This is a genomic window from Brevibacillus porteri (assembly GCF_003013475.1).
Taxonomy (GTDB): domain Bacteria; phylum Bacillota; class Bacilli; order Brevibacillales; family Brevibacillaceae; genus Brevibacillus; species Brevibacillus porteri.
Window position 1 is genome coordinate 160128 of the sequence record NZ_PXZO01000064.1, and the last position, 15783, is coordinate 175910.

12 protein-coding genes and 1 other annotated feature are annotated in these 15783 nt (G+C 47.3%); of the genes, 11 read left to right on the forward strand and 1 reads right to left on the reverse strand.

Annotated features, from left to right (window positions below):
• Positions 1–116 precede the first annotated feature (116 nt).
• From C7R92_RS28425 to C7R92_RS28460, 8 genes are all read left to right on the forward strand, one after another.
• The gene (locus C7R92_RS28425; protein ID WP_106836504.1) at positions 117–530 is read left to right on the forward strand and encodes a nuclear transport factor 2 family protein; all 414 of its coding nucleotides are present in this window, start codon (positions 117–119) and stop codon (positions 528–530) included.
• A 37-nt stretch (positions 531–567) separates the two neighbouring features.
• Positions 568–981, forward strand: a complete 414-nt coding sequence (locus C7R92_RS28430; protein ID WP_106836477.1) for a nuclear transport factor 2 family protein — start codon at positions 568–570, stop codon at positions 979–981.
• 52 nt (positions 982–1033) lie between these two features.
• Positions 1034–1918, forward strand: a complete 885-nt coding sequence (locus C7R92_RS28435; RefSeq protein WP_106836478.1) for an alpha/beta fold hydrolase — start codon at positions 1034–1036, stop codon at positions 1916–1918.
• Positions 1919–2102: 184 nt separating this feature from the next.
• Positions 2103–3695 (forward strand): acetolactate synthase large subunit, encoded by a 1593-nt coding sequence (locus C7R92_RS28440; RefSeq protein WP_106836479.1) that lies wholly within the window; start codon positions 2103–2105, stop codon positions 3693–3695.
• Between the two features lie 101 nt (positions 3696–3796).
• On the forward strand, positions 3797–4279 hold the full coding sequence (locus tag C7R92_RS28445; protein WP_106836480.1) for a DinB family protein: 483 nt from the start codon (positions 3797–3799) through the stop codon (positions 4277–4279).
• 16 nt (positions 4280–4295) lie between these two features.
• Positions 4296–4892 carry a TetR/AcrR family transcriptional regulator gene (locus tag C7R92_RS28450; RefSeq protein WP_106836481.1) on the forward strand — a complete coding sequence of 199 codons (597 nt, stop codon included), beginning with the start codon at positions 4296–4298 and terminating at the stop codon, positions 4890–4892.
• Positions 4893–5235: 343 nt separating this feature from the next.
• Entirely contained in the window at positions 5236–5916 is a 681-nt protein-coding gene (locus C7R92_RS28455) for a queuosine precursor transporter (protein ID WP_017247334.1), read from the forward strand.
• Positions 5917–6087: 171 nt separating this feature from the next.
• Positions 6088–11553: a chitobiase/beta-hexosaminidase C-terminal domain-containing protein gene (locus tag C7R92_RS28460; RefSeq protein WP_106836482.1), complete on the forward strand. Its 5466-nt coding sequence runs from the start codon at positions 6088–6090 to the stop codon at positions 11551–11553.
• Between the two features lie 59 nt (positions 11554–11612).
• Here C7R92_RS28460 and trpS read toward each other — a convergent pair whose 3' ends face one another.
• A complete protein-coding gene (trpS, locus tag C7R92_RS28465; RefSeq protein WP_106836483.1) occupies positions 11613–12599 on the reverse strand; it encodes a tryptophan--tRNA ligase in 987 nt (328 codons plus the stop codon).
• Between the two features lie 71 nt (positions 12600–12670).
• Positions 12671–12948, reverse strand: a binding site (T-box leader).
• 131 nt (positions 12949–13079) lie between these two features.
• Here trpS and C7R92_RS28470 point away from each other — a divergent pair.
• The 3 genes from C7R92_RS28470 (at position 13080) to C7R92_RS28480 (ending at position 15643) form a co-directional block, all read left to right on the forward strand.
• On the forward strand, positions 13080–13670 hold the full coding sequence (locus C7R92_RS28470; protein WP_106836484.1) for a TetR/AcrR family transcriptional regulator: 591 nt from the start codon (positions 13080–13082) through the stop codon (positions 13668–13670).
• 15 nt (positions 13671–13685) lie between these two features.
• Positions 13686–14222: an HXXEE domain-containing protein gene (locus C7R92_RS28475; RefSeq protein WP_106836485.1), complete on the forward strand. Its 537-nt coding sequence runs from the start codon at positions 13686–13688 to the stop codon at positions 14220–14222.
• Positions 14223–14314: 92 nt separating this feature from the next.
• On the forward strand, positions 14315–15643 hold the full coding sequence (locus tag C7R92_RS28480) for a helix-turn-helix domain-containing protein (RefSeq protein ID WP_244195856.1): 1329 nt from the start codon (positions 14315–14317) through the stop codon (positions 15641–15643).
• The last annotated feature ends 140 nt before the right edge of the window (positions 15644–15783 follow it).

The following is a 15783-nucleotide window of genomic DNA, read 5'->3' on the forward strand; positions in this document are numbered from 1 at the left end:
TTCTAGGATTAATGACCAAGAAAATATATTTGATTTTAGACAGACCTGTCTGTATACTAAGTCCAAGGAGAGCGGATGCTCCTCCACCAATTCAACAAACGAAGGGAAGATCGACCATGAGCAAAGACATTCGACCACCGTTTACAAAGGAGTCTGCATTGGCAAAAGTGCAGTTTGCTGAGGATGCCTGGAATTCTCGCAATCCGGAGAGGGTATCTTTGGGATACTCCGTTGATTCCAATTGGCATAATCGCACAGAATTCTTTACCGGCCGAGAGGCTATCAAGACGTTTTTGACAAATAAGTGGGCTAGAGAGCTGGACTACAAACTTAAGAAGGAACTTTGGTGCTACACGGACAATCGGATTGCAGTGCGTTTTGAGTACGAATATCGTGATGCAAATACAGGTCAGTGGATACGATGCCATGGAAATGAATACTGGGAGTTTGCCGAGGATGGCCTCATGAAGAGACGGGATATGACTGGGAATGATTTTCCTATCAAAGAGGCGGATCGTAAATTCAAATAATGGTTTGAACTATAAAAAAGAAAAAGGATGATAAAAAATGAGTAAAGACATTCGACCACCGTTCACACTTGAATCCGCGTTGGCAAAAGTAAAATTTGCCGAAGATGCTTGGAATTCTCGCGATCCGGAACGCGTGTCACTAGGGTATACCGTTGACTCCAACTGGCGCAACCGCACAGAGTTTTTTACAGGTCGCGAGAATATTAAAGCTTTTTTGACGAAGAAATGGGCAAGGGAGCAGGACTATAAACTCATGAAAGAGCTTTGGTGCTACACGGACAACCGGATTGCGGTTCGTTTTGAGTATGAGTACCGTGATGCAGAAACTGGTCAATGGATGAGATGCCATGGGAATGAGCTTTGGGAGTATGACGAAGAGGGTCTTATGAGAAGACGGGATATGAGTGGAAATGATTATCCGATAAACGAAAATGATCGGCGTTACAAATAATCCTCGGGAAATAGCAACGTGTTCCTAAACCACCGGAAATGAGGTGAAAACGATGACAGTATATTACAAAACAGAAATTGTGGACGGTCTCGCCATTTTTTATCGGGAGGCTGGGAATCAAGAGAATCCGACCATTTTGTTGCTCCATGGGTTTCCATCTTCTTCTCACATGTATCGCAACTTAATTGCCGAGCTCTCTAATGAATACCATATCATTGCACCTGACTATCCTGGATTCGGTAACAGTGAACAGCCTTCTATGGCCGACTTTGCCTATACCTTCGACCATTTGGCCGATGTTATGGACGCATTTGTCGAGCAGCTCCAATTGAAGAAATACAGCATTTATGTCCACGATTATGGGGCACCAGTCGGATTCAGATTGGCTGTCAAACATCCAGAACGAGTCCAAGCCATTATCTCTCAAAACGGAAATGCATACGAAGAAGGCTTGCTATCTTCGTGGGCTCCCGCACGGACGTATTGGGAAAATCCGGCTGATGAGGCCTCTATCAACAATGTTTTAGGTCTACTGAAACCTGAGTTCACAAAACAGCAGTATGTAAACGGGACACGTAACCCGGAAAAAATCAGCCCAGACAGTTGGAATTTGGACCAATATGTGTTGGCTCGACCTGGGAATAGCGAGATCCAGCTTGCCCTGCTCTATGATTATCAAAACAATTTGAAACAATATCCGAGTTGGCATGAGTATTTCCGGACCTACCAGCCTCCGACATTGGTTGCTTGGGGAAAAAATGATATGTTCTTTGGTCCGGATGGGGCGTTGGCTTACCAAAAGGACTTAAAAGATGTTGATGTTCATCTTCTCAATACGGGTCATTTTCCTTTGGAAGAGGATTTGGAAATCAGCGTAGCGTTAATTAAGCGATTTTTAGGTGAGCGAATAAAGAAATTGGAAAACGGCGTGCAATAACACCTGAACGGTGACCCGTGGGATGGCCCCTTTGAAAAACTGGCTCTCTTGCGGGTCCGTTCAAAGATGTTTATAGATCATGAATGACACGTATACTCCAGTTGGATCAACAAATGAATAATATTGGACTTTGCATACGAAAAATAGATGTAATCCACCAAAAGATTAATAATGGAGGAGCCATATGAAAGCGAGCGACCTTGTGGTGCAATGTCTGGAGGCTGAGGGAGTTGAGTACATTTTCGGCATCCCGGGTGAAGAGACTATTGATCTTATCGACTCCTTATCGCGGTCATCGATTCAATTTGTAGTTACGCGGCACGAACAAGGGGCAGCCTTTATGGCAGATGTGTATGGTCGACTCACGGGAAAACCCGGCGTGTGTCTCGCTACGTTGGGGCCTGGCGCGACGAATCTGATTACAGGTGTGGCTAATGCTCACTTGGACCGCTCGCCATTGATTGCCATTACCGGTCAGACAGATCGTAGCCAGCTGCACAAAGAATCACATCAAAATATAGATACGATACAATTATACAAAGGAATTACAAAATACAATCAGCAGATTGCATCCGCGCACACAATTCCAGAGATCATCCGTAAGGCGTTCGCTCTGGCAACAACCGACAGTTTTGGTGCTGTGCATCTGCAGCTGCCTGTAGATGTTGCTCGGGATACGGTAGTCGGCTCACCACTTCCCATTGGAAGAAAAGCAAAAGTTTGTACCGACAAGTCATCGCTGCACACAGCCGCACAGTTAATCATGGAGGCAAAGAGACCAATCATCCTTGTAGGCAACGGTGCGGTTCGTAGTCGAGCATGGAAAGAAATTCGACAATTAGTAGAGAAAGCGAATTTGCCATTGGTCAATACTTTTATGGCTAAAGGTTTTCTGCCTTTCGACCACCCGCTGAATCTGTTCACAGTCGGCGGTAGTTTCGATCCTGATGGTTTGCTTCCTCTGCATGAAGCAGATTTGGTAATCCCTATTGGATTTGATTTTGTTGAATTTGATTCGAAATTCTGGAACGAGGATAAATCGCGTAAAGTACTGAGTATTAATACCACCTACGCTGAAACGGATGCTCATTTTCCCGTTGAATTGGACCTTGTGGGTGATTTGCGAGAAACGATTAAGGCATTATCGAATCTGTTAAATCGGAGACCCGAACCTGTAGACTATGAGCAGATTCGTGTACGTAGAATGAAGAAGTTGCGGGCCATCCCATCAGAACAGGAACTGCCTCACAAGGTGATGTGGACCTTAAGCAAAAAGCTGCCGAAGGAAAGCATCGTGATTTCTGATGTCGGCTTGCATAAGATTTGGGTATCATTCTGGTACCAGCCAAAACTTCCAGGGCAAACGATTATTTTCAACGGTCTTGCATCAATGGGAGCATCGCTGCCTGGAGCTTTGGCAAGTTGCTTGGTCAAGCCAAACTGTCCTGTGGTTATCATAACGGGAGACGGTGGCTTTCTAATGAATGCTCAGGAGCTCGAGACCGCAAAGCGCTTGGGTCTGAGCTTTACTATCATCATCTTTAATGACCAGCGGTATAGCTTAATAGAGAAGCACCAGTGCAATGCCAATCTAGCGGTTACACAGATTTCTATTACCAATCCGGATTTTAACCTTTTTGCCCAAAGCTTTGGAGTTGCGTACAGACGTGTTACAAATACAGAGGAGTTTCCTCAAGCTCTTACAGAGGCAGTAGATAGTGGAGAACTGAATTTAATGGAGATCGTTATAAGGAACCCAATTAGAGAGACAAAATAACGTTATTCGCAGAAAAAAAGCCGAAAAATTAAATTTGAAATTATATATACTTGTCTGTATAGTAATGGCGAGGAGACAGAAGGGTGAGGGGGGACCAAATAATGAGTGACTTCATTTTAGAACAATTAGGATTTGCTCGACGTCAAACGATTAATTATGTGAGAGAAATGAATGACCGCGATGCTGAAATCATTCCTGTTGAGTTGAAAAATAGCATAAAATGGAATGTAGGGCACATATATGTCGTTCAAGAAAAATTCGCTTTTCAACTTTCTGGAAAAGAAGTTCAAATGCCCTCAAATTTCAAGACTTTATTTGACCCAGGAACTCAGCCTTCTAACTGGGATCTTAAACCTCCAGCATTGTCAGAGCTGATTGAACTATTGACGGCGCAAATGCTAAGGATCGAATTGACACTTTCGAACAATTTGAAAGAAGCGGTAGAGCCTTCATATAAATCATCTACTGGACTTTCTTTCACAACAGTTGAGCAATTACTTGGCTTTTCCCTATATCATGAGGCAATGCACTTTGCAACGATCAAAAATATTGGGAAATTAATCGCCAACCTTCGCGTTCATTAATAGAGGAGGAGAAGGCATGAGACAAAGAAAAAAAGAGCAAATACTGGATGTTGCCTCATCCTTGTTTTATAAACAAGGAATTACTGCTACGGGGGTCGATCAAGTTGTAGCAGAATCCGGAGTAGCCAAAATGACGCTGTATAACAACTTTCCTACTAAAGAGCATTTGGTGATAGCTTATCTTGAGACAAGAGATTCCCTTTGGAGAAACTGGTTCGAAACTACAGTTTATAAGAAGGAAGTTACCCCGTCGGAGCGTTTGGTTGCTCTATTTGATACATTAGAAGAGTGGTTCTTGCAACCTGACTTTCGTGGGTGTTCCTTCATAAATACGGCTGCAGAATTTAATGAACCTACTCATTCGTTTCATCAAGTATCTTTAAGGCATAAATCATTATTAAAAAATTTTATCAAAAAACTTGTTCAAGAAGCTGGAGTACAGGAGGAAGAAGAACTAACCAATGCGTTGTATCTTTTAATAGAAGGCAGCATTGTTACTGCAATGATCGAGGGAAATCACGAAGCAGTTCATCATGCTCGCAAAACGGCTCAGAAGCTCGTAAGTATCTTTCTAAAAGAAGCTTCAAGTGGCGTGGAAGAGGGTATTCATTAAAAATCGGCGGACATCGATTTTTATTAATGCCATATCCGTAAATGGTAGTTTTTACATTAAGCTCAGGATGAAATCGACTAGAGGCCTATGCATTGTGATACTGGCCTCTAATAGTACCCAATGATAAGACCATCGCCCTTAGTGATGGCTTTTTTGTTTGCGCCTTGTCTTTACGTGCCGTCGACGAACCGTGATTAAAACGCTCTAAGAAAAGACATCGTAGGAAAACTATCTCTGGCTTTTCATTGTTGATAAAATAAAAGAATGCAAGTAAAATGATTGAATGCTCAAAACGGGCCGCGGTTCGTAAACTCCCGCGTTATCAAAACTAGGAGGAAATCATATGTTTAATTTTTGGATCGGAGTGCTTTTTGCTCTGGTGAACTTCGGGCTGTTCCTGCTCTGCTACCGACTGTTCGGCAGAATGGGACTGTACGCGTGGATCGGGATGGCTACCGTACTAGCCAACATCCAGGTGGTCAAAACAATCGAGATGTTCGGCTTGGTCATGACGCTCGGCAATACGATTTATGCTTCTATTTATTTGGTAAGCGATCTATTGAACGAGAAGTATGGGGAAAGAGAAGCGAAAAAAGCCGTATGGTTCGGCTTCTTTACCTTAATTGCGGCAACGATCATCATGCAGCTCGTGCTGGTATTTGAACCACAGGAAACAGATATTGCCCAAGGTTCCTTAGAGACGATTTTTGGCTTGATGCCAAGAGTGGCATTGGGTAGCTTGTGTGCGTATTTTGTCAGCCAATTTGTCGACGTGAAAATCTATTCGTGGCTGAAGAAAAAATGTCCAGGCCGTAATCAGCTCTGGATTCGCAATAATGGAAGCACGCTCTTCAGTCAATTGCTCGACTCCGTCACCTTTTGTACGATTGCCTTTTTGGGAGAATTCCCGATGGACGTATGGTGGCAAATTCTGTTGACTACCTACCTGATCAAGTTTGTCGTATCGGCAGCTTCGACGCCGGTTCTTTATATCGCACGCAGTATGAAAGTGGACGAAAGCTAATTGACAAAAACAAAGAAAAACCGCCAAGGACGATGGAGCTTGGCGGTTTTTGTTTTTACAAGTTTAGAAGGATTATACAAACTTTACATCAAATTTACATAAGGTTCAGGTTATACGTTTACCATTTCATAGTAGATACTTCCGAATGATGTGAGGAGGAATGATGCAAGAATGTTGAAAAAAAGAGGAAGTGCTTCCAGATGGCCGAAGCTGGCGCTAATAGCCGCGGTCATGATGGGAACTGTTTTACCGACCGGGTGGATGCCACAGGCAAAAGCCGCGCGGGCTGATCATGTGGTGATCAGTGAGGTGTATGGGGGTGGGGGAAATTCTGGCGCCCATTACAAGAACGATTTCATTGAGCTATACAACCCGACAGACACGGCTGTTTCGCTTGTAGGGTGGTCTGTTCAGTATGCTGCTGCTACTGGACCCAGCTGGAACAAGACCGATTTGACAGGAAGCATAGCTCCCTATGGGTTTTATTTGATTCAGCAAGCAGCAGGAACGGGCGGTGTAGCAGACCTCCCTGCTCCTGAGGTTACGGGAACGCTTGCAATGGCTGGAGCACAAGGAAAGGTCGCATTGGTTAGCCATGCTACGCCTTTAACCGGGGCGGATGTATCCTCTCAACCAGGTGTTGTAGATATGGTCGGATACGGAGGAGCAAATGCATATGAGGGCAACTTTCCTGCACCAGCTACTTCAAATTCGACCAGCGCCCAACGCATAAGTGACGCCAGCGGTATCGTACCGAACGGAGGAAATGGCTGGGATACCAATAACAACGGTAACGATTTTATCACTGGAGCACCTACCCCGAAAAACGCACAAAGCCCAGTAGAACCGCCGCTACCAACAGATGTAACCGAAAAGCTGAACGCTACAGAACTTATTTTTGATCATACTGATCCTATCCAAGCAACAATTCGCGGCTATGTCGGTCAAGGGCGGACTATAAAGGTTTATGCGAGTCAGCCTACAGGAACAGGTAGCGACACTCCTTTGGCACAACAAGATTCGGATGCTTCCGGGTTAATCGAGCTGACTTTTACCAATCCCGATCCAAATGCGCAGGGAGTCTATCTGACTGCAACGGAAGGGAGTAAGAAAGAGAGCACGAGCATCGAGCTGAGGCCAGCGGTAGCCAGCACAGCTTTGCTCCAGGGAAAAGTCAGCCTGCAAGCCGTGAATGGTGTGGGCGAGCTGCGAGGAGAAGCTGGAGCGGCAGCAGGGAATGCGATACTGCGCGCATACGATCCGCAAAAACAACCGCTTTTGCTTAGTAATAAAGAAACAGGAATCGCACAGGCAAACGGGTCATTTTCCTTTACGATTCCAAACATCGATCAGCTGGATCATATTCTCGTAACGCAGCAAATAGCTGGGGAATATGGCAAGTCGTTTGAGAGCCCGGAAGTCAACATCACCAAGTCAGCTTTGGGTTCGACGACGATTGCTGAAGCAAGAAACACCCCTGTAGGAACGAACGTGATTGTCGTCGGAACGGTAACGGCGATGTTTGAGGCGGGCGGACAAAACAACGTCTATTTCCAAGACGATACGGCGGGACTCGTCCTTCGTGCGCCAGGATTGACTGGCAAAATTGAAGTAGGTGACAAGATTCGCGCTACCGGAAAAATGAATGACTATAATGGGCTGGCACAGCTCGAAGCAGCTACTAGCAACGTGGAAATCGTGCAGAAGCAGGCTGGCGTGCCTAACCCGCAACTGGTGACTTCTACTGATTTTGCGGCTGCTACAGGAGAGGCTTTGGAAGGTAAGCTGGTGACGGTAAAAGTAGTCACCGTCAAATCAGTAACGAGCGGCAATTATACGCTGGAGGATCAGTACGGCAAGTTTGTGTCTCGTCCTGCTGCCACTCTTCCGCTTCCAGTGAACAAGAGCTATGCCGCTATTACAGGCGTGGTCAACTACGATCGCAATGAATACAAGCTGGTTCCGCGCACTGCCGCTGATCTCGTAGAGGACGAGAATAAAGTCCCTATGGTTACAGCGAGCCCAGCAGGTCCTATGGTGACACAGGGAACAAAAGTCACGCTTTCAACGACGATGGCTGACGCTACGATCTTCTATACGATAGATGGTTCAACGCCGAGCAGAGGAAGCATCAAGTATACGGGACCGATCCAGATTGATGCGGATACGACCGTTTCAGCCATAGCCGTCAAGGATGGTTACACAGACAGCAATGTAGCGACCTTCCGCTACATGATTCAAAAAGAAAACATTCGCATTCATGACATTCAAGGAACGTCGCACCGATCATCGATGGCCGATGGAACAGTGAATAATGTTCCGGGAATCGTAACGGCTATCGTCAGAAGCGGCAGCAATGTACAAGGCTTTTATATGCAAGACCCGCAACCGGACGCAGATCCATTTACCTCGGAAGGTATTTATGTTTACGAGCCAAAAGCAGCGGTCAGCCCGGGCGATGAAGTAACCGTTAGCGGAACCGTCAAGGAATACGTGCCATCGAACAGAGCGGGTACAGACCTCACGCAGACGCAAATTGATGCGACCAACGTTGTGATCGGCGCTAGAAAGGCACTCCCAGACCCACTCATCCTGGGCAAGGACAACTATGAATATCCGAAAGGAATCATTGACAACGATAGTCTCGGTAAATTCGATCCAGACCAAGACGGCATCGACTTCTGGGAAAGTCTCGAAGGCATGCTGGTGCAGATTGACAATCCAATCGTAGTTGGCGAAACCAAGACATTTACCAATCCACGTGCAACGGAATTTGTCGTCATCGATAATCAAGCCCATCCGAGTCAGCCACGTACACCAGCCGGTGGAGTGGTGCTAGCGGCAAATGATTTTCACCCTGAGCGTATCACGGTATCGGACAAACTCGAATCGATTGCCGGAGAGGTAAAAGTCGGCGACAAATTTGACGGCCCACTGGTAGGCATCATTGACTACAGCTTTGCGAATTACAAGCTGTTCCATACAAAACCATTTACGGTACAGGCAAGCCATTACGAGCAGCCAGTGACGAGTATTTCCCCAAAGGAAGACAAGCTGACAATCGCTTCGTACAACATCGAGAATTTTTCGGCTAATACCGATTCTGCCAAAATCAATCGCATCGCAGAGACGATTGTGGACAACATGAAGGGACCGGATATCATCGGTGTGGTGGAAATACAGGACAATAATGGCCCAACGGACAATGGGCAAACAGATGCTACGCAGTCTGCGGACGCGTTGATCAAAGCAATTGAAAGCAAAAACGGCCCGACTTACCGATACACCGATATTGCGCCACAGAACAATCAAGATGGTGGACAGCCAGGAGGAAACATCCGTGTTGGTTTCTTCTACAATCCAGAACGGGTACAGCTGGCAGAAGGAACGCCAGGAAGTGCGACAGATGCGGTGCAAATCGAGAAAAGAGATGGCGTGGCGCATCTTTCTCTCAATCCAGGGCGGGTAGATCCGACAAACGAGGCGTTTGCTTCGAGCCGTAAGCCACTGGCTGCGGAATTCGTTTTCCAAGGCGAGCCTGTCATTGTCATCGCCAACCATTTCAACTCCAAGGGTGGAGATCAAGCGCTGTTTGGAAAAGATCAGCCGCCACAGCTGGTGAGTGAAGTACAACGCATGAAAATTGCCCGTGTGTTAAACAACTTTGTAAAAGAAATCCATGCGGCGGAACCGAAAGCAAATGTTGTGGTGCTGGGTGATCTCAACGATTTCCCGTTTTCGAATCCAGTGCAGGAATTGGCAGATGGCGTTTTGACCAATATGGTGGAGACACTGCCAAAGGGTGAGCAGTATACGTACGTGTACCAAGGGAACTCCCAGGTCTTGGATCAAATTTTGGTCAGCAACCATTTGGAGGACGACACGAAGGTTGATATCGTTCACATCAACGCTGGCTTGACTGAGAGAGAGGGACGCGTGAGTGATCATAATCCTGTCCTTGTACAGCTGGACTTGAAGGATCGTGGCACGCCGGAAAGAACAGCACAAGAAGTGGCAGAAAGCATCACGCAGCTCACACAGCCAGCAGCAGGTGAGACGCGCTTGAAGCTGCCAGAAGTACCTTCAGGCTTTACCATCGCGATCAAGTCGTCTAGTGATCCAGCGATCCTTGCGCAGGACGGCAAAATTACGCCGCCAAATCGCCAGACGAATGTAGACCTGATTTTGGAGGTCACACGAACATCCGACCAATCGACAGCAGTGACGAAAGCATTGACCGTGCAGGTTCCAGCTAAGCCGGACTCACCACCGCCAGACAGAACACCGACACCGGACTCGCAGCGAGATTTGAATAAGCAAGCAGCTCAGGTCATCTCCGCAAGTAACGAGGAGAACGCCATTTTAGGACAGGTGGATCAAGTACTCAGCCATCTGGAAAAACTTCTAGATGCCCAGCAGTGGACGCCGACTGAGAAATGGGAGACAGTCACTGATACGATCGCGACTGTACTCGAGGCAGTGGCTGAGCAGGCCGAGCGAGGAACCATCAGCGAAGAGGCACTCCAAGATGTGACGAAGAGCTTTTTGGACAAAGCATTTAACCCGCTCACAGAAGAGGGCATCGAGGATGAAGAGATTGCCCGTCTGGCACTTGCCTCCTTGACGAGCTTGGCGAAAACAGCGCTGGAGCCGCTCGATGAAAAGGATATTTCCAAAGAGGTAGCCAAGCATGTCCGTACACTGGCAGAAAAGCTTTTGAAAAAGCTTGGCACTGTCGTCATTGAAGATGGGGATGAGATCAAGGCAGATGACGAACAAGTAGATGAACTTTTGGACATACTCGGGGAATTTATGAAAGCAATCGAGTCCGTGAAAGAAAAAATCGGCTTTGTTCCGGTGTTGTTCATTCAGGTGGAAGAAAGTGATGACGATGCGAGCGACACGCGTTCTCGCAAGGAAGAATCTGATCCGACGGTGACGCTGGAACAGAAGCTGGTTGAACAATTGAAGAAAAAAGAGGTAGGCATCCGTGTAACATTGGACAGCGAAGCATGGGTAGAGGTGTCGGGTGCATACTTTGCTGCTGAGCGTGCACGAGAGTTTGCCCTCTCTCTGACAAAAGCAAATGAAAACGGCTGGAAGGGCGTGCCGAACCCGGGTGAAGCTTATCAATTGCAAGCGTGGAGCAAGGGTAAAAAGCTGACAAGCCTCGGAAAAACAGGCTTTACACTCGGGCTAGCAATCGCTGAAGATGCAAGCGAAAAGCTCCAAGCCTACTCGTACCGAAGTAATATGTGGAGGCCAGCTATAGGACTGAAAGGAAAACCAGTCAAAGTGGTAAAAGAAGGCGATGTAGGGATCTTTACAGTAGTGACGGCTTCTTCTTATGTAGTCGGTGAGACTGCCCTGAAAAGGATCGAGATCAAACCGAAGTCTCTCAAACTAGCACAGGGTGAGGAAGCACAGCTCGAGGTTACAGCTATTCTCGGGAACGATGCAGAAGAAGACGTTACGGATGCAAAAGGAATCGAGTTCAAATCGAGCAAGCCCGATCAGGTAGAGGTGGATGAAACAGGTCGGATTCTCGTTTTGGAGGATGCCAAACCAAAGACGAGAGTAACCATCACGATCAGCTATGCTGGCAAGACAGCCAATGTAACCGTTACGGTTAAGTAGCAAGAGAAAAAACGGGTTGGGAGATAGCTTCCCAGCCCGTTTTTTGTTGTGGAAATGGATTAGATACGTGCCATCCCCATCACTTTTTCAACTTTGTACAGCATCTCGTTCGCGACCTTATTCGCTTTGTTTGCCCCGGCAGTCAGGATATCATCCAGCTCAGAGGAGTGGAACAGCTGCTCGAAGCGTTCTTGAATCGGACGCAATGTTTCTACGACAACTTCTGCCAGCTCGGTTTTGAATGCGCCGTAACCCTTACCCTCGTACATCGCTTCGATCTCATCCAGAGTTTTTCCGGAGCAGAGGGAGTAGATGGTCATGAGGTTAGAGACAGCAGGCTTTTCTGCTTTGTCATAACGCACAACGCTGTCGGAATCCGTTTGCGCGCGCTTGATTTTTTTCGTGATGGTGTCTGCATCATCCAGCATGGAGATGAAGGCGCCTTGGTTTGGATCGGATTTACTCATTTTCTTGGTGCCTTCAGCAAGGGACATGATTCGTGCGCCAGTCTCCGGCAGGCGAACTTCTGGAATGGTGAAAATGTCACCATAACGGTTGTTAAAACGAGCGGCTAAATCACGAGTCAGCTCCAGATGCTGCTTCTGGTCCTCGCCCACAGGGACGAAATCAGTGCCGTACAGCAAAATATCAGCAGCCATCAATGGAGGATAAGCCAGCAGACCGCCTGGAATGGATTCGCCGCGTCCATCAGATTTGTCCTTGAATTGGGTCATGCGCTCCAATTCACCCAAGTAAGAGGTACACAGCATGATCCAGCCGAGCTTGGCATGAGCCGGTACTTCCGATTGGACGAACAGCGTCATTTTGTTCGGATCGAGGCCAACGGACAAATAGAGAGCCGCGAGACGACGGATGTTTTCGCGCAGGACAGCAGGCTCCTGTGGAACGGTGATCGCATGCTGGTCTACGATGCAGTAAAAGCAGTTGAACTGATCTTGAAGCGGAACGAAGTGCTTCATCGCGCCCAAGTAGTTGCCGAGTGTCAAAATGCCGCTCGGTTGAATGCCGGAAAAGATGGTTTTCATGGGAAAGCTGCTCCTTTCAATCGTGGAATTTGAATGTCCGCTTTAAAATACAAAAAGGTCCATCCGCCCTGGACAGGGACGAATGAACCGTGGTGCCACCCTTGTTATTTCACGTACAGTATCATCTATACGCAAAATCTCTTTAACCCGTACCGTTTCTGTGTAAGACAGCTTGATACGGTGTCCATTGTAACGTACGGACGTAACGCCAAAGCCTACTGCCGCCATGAGAGCGGGTTCGGTTTGGAGCTCGGAAGCCCATTCATCATTTCCTTAACACTGATTCGCACCAACCATCAGCTCTCTGAAGTCTCGAAAAATGACTACTCTTCTTCCTCATTGCCATCAAATGATACCCTTTGAGCAAACATTTTACATAGAGTGGAATAAAAAAGCAAGTGGGTATTGACAAGAAAATCCAAAAGATGTAAAAGTAACTTAAGAGTTATATGACTTTCGAGTTACTTTTGGGGTGAGAAAATGACCAATGACAAATTGTCGAAAGGGGAGCAGAGTCGCGGTCGGTTACTTGCGGCGGCAGCTTCTGAGTTCGCGGTAAAAGGCTTTCATCGTACACGGGTGAGTGACATCGTGAAAGCAGCAGGCCTGACACAGGCGTCGTTTTACCAGTATTTCGACAGCAAGGAAGGCTTGTATCAGCAGTTGACGGACACATTTGCCACCAAGCTGTGGGAATTGGCGGACAGCGGTCAGAAGGTAACGGTCTTGACGAAGGCAGATGTCCTCGGTCAAGTACGGGAGAATCTGCTCGCCTTGTTCCGATTTTTTCAGGAGCAGCCTGAATTGACCCGGATCGTACTGTATCAGGCGGAAGAGGGCGAAGAGCTGCATCGTAAGCTGGCTTCAATTGTTGCTGTCAACCTGCGAAAAAATCAGAGTGCTGGGCACGTCCGTGTCGAGTTGTCTGTGGAGGTGGCGGCAGAGGCAATGATCGCAGTCGTAGACCGTATGACGACGCGGTATTTGCTGACGGGCGAGAAAACAGCGGAGCAGCTTGCGGACGACGCAGTATCTTTTTTGGCATATGGAATTTTGCAGGCAAACGAATAGGAAGAGGGTGCTTGTATGCTGGAGCTGTCCCATCTGATTTGGCTGTTTTTAGTCGTTTTCATGGTTCATGATTTCGAGGAGATCGTGATGGTAGAAGGTTGGGTGCGAGTAAAAAAAGACCTCATTAGACAGACAGTGCCAGAACGGCTAATGAAGATGATGGAGCCTTCGCTTTCGATGAGTACAGCGCAATTTGCGGTCGCAGTCTCTTGTATTTTCGCCGTTTTATCGGTAGCGGTGATCCTGACTGTCACGACGCTTTCGACTGGAACGTACCTCCCGTTTTTTCTAGTTTGTCTGCATGTGATGTTTCTCCATGTTTTCATGCATGTTGGTCATACCGTTGTCCTTCGCACGTACACACCTGGTGTGGTGACGGCTGTGGCCTTCGTTTTGCCATATAGTTTGTATACGTATGATCGATTGCTTGAGGCTGGGCTTGCGTCGTGGCCGTTGATATGGAGCACGTTGCCGTACAGCTTGCTGATCATCCCTGTTTTATACGCGGCACACCGAATTGGGGAGGCAGCAGGTAAAGTGATCCCCCGATGAGAAAAAGAAAGGGAGTATGTTATCCTAGTAGTGGTTGTTCAAAAAGCTGTTTATTGATCACAGAAGCAGTCCACAAGTAGGAAGAGATTGGTGTGAAAGAGGGAATTTTGTTGAAGCTGCGACTAGGCGTAATAGGCGCGGATGATTCACTTGCCATCATCGAATCAGTCATGCGAGAGTTTCCCGAAATTGAATACTTGCCGATTGTCTATTGGAAAGAAGAAGAAATCCTCGATCTGATCTTGCCGCATGTGGATGAGGTGGATATGTGGCTTTTCTCCGGACAGGTCCCTTATGCCATGGTGAGCGAGTCAGGCAAGGTCCAAGTGCCGATGGCTTATGTGCCTCATCTTGGTGCGAGCTTGTACAGAACCTTGCTTCATCTGTCCCATCAATTGGGAATTCGAGTGGATGAAGTGAGCTTTGATACATTTTCACCAGAAGAACTGGAGCATTTAATGGACGAAGCGGGTATCGCTGGTGGTTACAAATGGCTCAAGCATTATGAGGGAGCAATCTCAGCCGATGAACTGGCCGATTACCACGAACAGCTTTGGAGGGCAGGCAAAACAAAGGTGGCTGTCACCTGCTTGCGGACAGCAGATGTAGAACTGGCTCGTAGAGGTGTCCCTGTACATCGGGTCGTGCCGACACGTGCAGGCGTGATTTCGGTTATTCACATGCTTTTGCGTACGCACGAAATGCTTCACTTCAAAGATACCCAAATTGCCGTGCAGATGATGGAGATCGATCCATTTCGCGAGCTTGCTGGTGGCAACTTTTCCACAGATGAATGGCAAAATGCGGAGATCAAGACGATGGAAAAGCTGTTGCGCTACGCGAAGTATTTGCAAGGCTCACTGAAGACAGCAGGTCCCGGACGATACGTCATTTTTACAACGCGGGGTAACCTGCAAGAAGTGACTCGTGACTATGCGACCATGCCGGATTTGGAAGAGCTGTTTGGCATTCGTGCTGATCTGGTGACGTGCGGAATCGGGATCGGCAAGACCGCTTATGAAGCAGAAATCCACGGTGGCGCGGCTTTGCTGCACGCCAAAGAGCGCGGGACAGGAAACTGGATGGTCTTCTTTGATGACAAAAGTGTCGTAGGGCCGCTTGGCCGTGCTGAACAGATCACCTATCGGTACGACTCAGAAAAGCTGCAAGAGCTCAGCCAGCTTACCTCTCTCAGTGTCATGACGCTCGCCAAGCTCTACTCCATACTCAAAAAGCGAGGCTCTCAGGAAATTCATGCGACAGAATTAGCCTCATATTTACAAATTTTGCCACGAAGCGCCAGACGCATCCTGATTGAACTGGAGTCAAAGGGACTCGCGCAGGTGATCAGGGAAGAAAACCCGCACCCGCGGGGCAGACCGCGCAAGGTGTATCGGATCGTATGGCAAGCGCAATTGTAATAAATTTACCAATTAATCATTTCTTTCGGGAAATGATTTTTTTGTCGTTAAAAAATTGTTCTCAAATTCACATTTATGACAAATAATAAGAGATGTAAACAACTATGAACTTACATAAAAAACAATATTTTCCAAGGAGG

What these genes read in the sequence shown, in the direction of transcription:
- C7R92_RS28445 (WP_106836480.1), top strand. Translation starts at nt 3,797, where the DNA reads ATGAGTGACTTCATTTTAGAACAATTAGGATTTGCTCGACGTCAAACG.
- C7R92_RS28430 (WP_106836477.1), top strand. Translation starts at nt 568, where the DNA reads ATGAGTAAAGACATTCGACCACCGTTCACACTTGAATCCGCGTTGGCA.
- C7R92_RS28470 (WP_106836484.1), top strand. Translation starts at nt 13,080, where the DNA reads ATGACCAATGACAAATTGTCGAAAGGGGAGCAGAGTCGCGGTCGGTTA.
- C7R92_RS28450 (WP_106836481.1), top strand. Translation starts at nt 4,296, where the DNA reads ATGAGACAAAGAAAAAAAGAGCAAATACTGGATGTTGCCTCATCCTTG.
- C7R92_RS28435 (WP_106836478.1), top strand. Translation starts at nt 1,034, where the DNA reads ATGACAGTATATTACAAAACAGAAATTGTGGACGGTCTCGCCATTTTT.
- C7R92_RS28425 (WP_106836504.1), top strand. Translation starts at nt 117, where the DNA reads ATGAGCAAAGACATTCGACCACCGTTTACAAAGGAGTCTGCATTGGCA.
- C7R92_RS28460 (WP_106836482.1), top strand. Translation starts at nt 6,088, where the DNA reads ATGTTGAAAAAAAGAGGAAGTGCTTCCAGATGGCCGAAGCTGGCGCTA.
- C7R92_RS28455 (WP_017247334.1), top strand. Translation starts at nt 5,236, where the DNA reads ATGTTTAATTTTTGGATCGGAGTGCTTTTTGCTCTGGTGAACTTCGGG.
- trpS (WP_106836483.1), bottom strand. Translation starts at nt 12,599, where the DNA reads ATGAAAACCATCTTTTCCGGCATTCAACCGAGCGGCATTTTGACACTC.
- C7R92_RS28475 (WP_106836485.1), top strand. Translation starts at nt 13,686, where the DNA reads ATGCTGGAGCTGTCCCATCTGATTTGGCTGTTTTTAGTCGTTTTCATG.
- C7R92_RS28440 (WP_106836479.1), top strand. Translation starts at nt 2,103, where the DNA reads ATGAAAGCGAGCGACCTTGTGGTGCAATGTCTGGAGGCTGAGGGAGTT.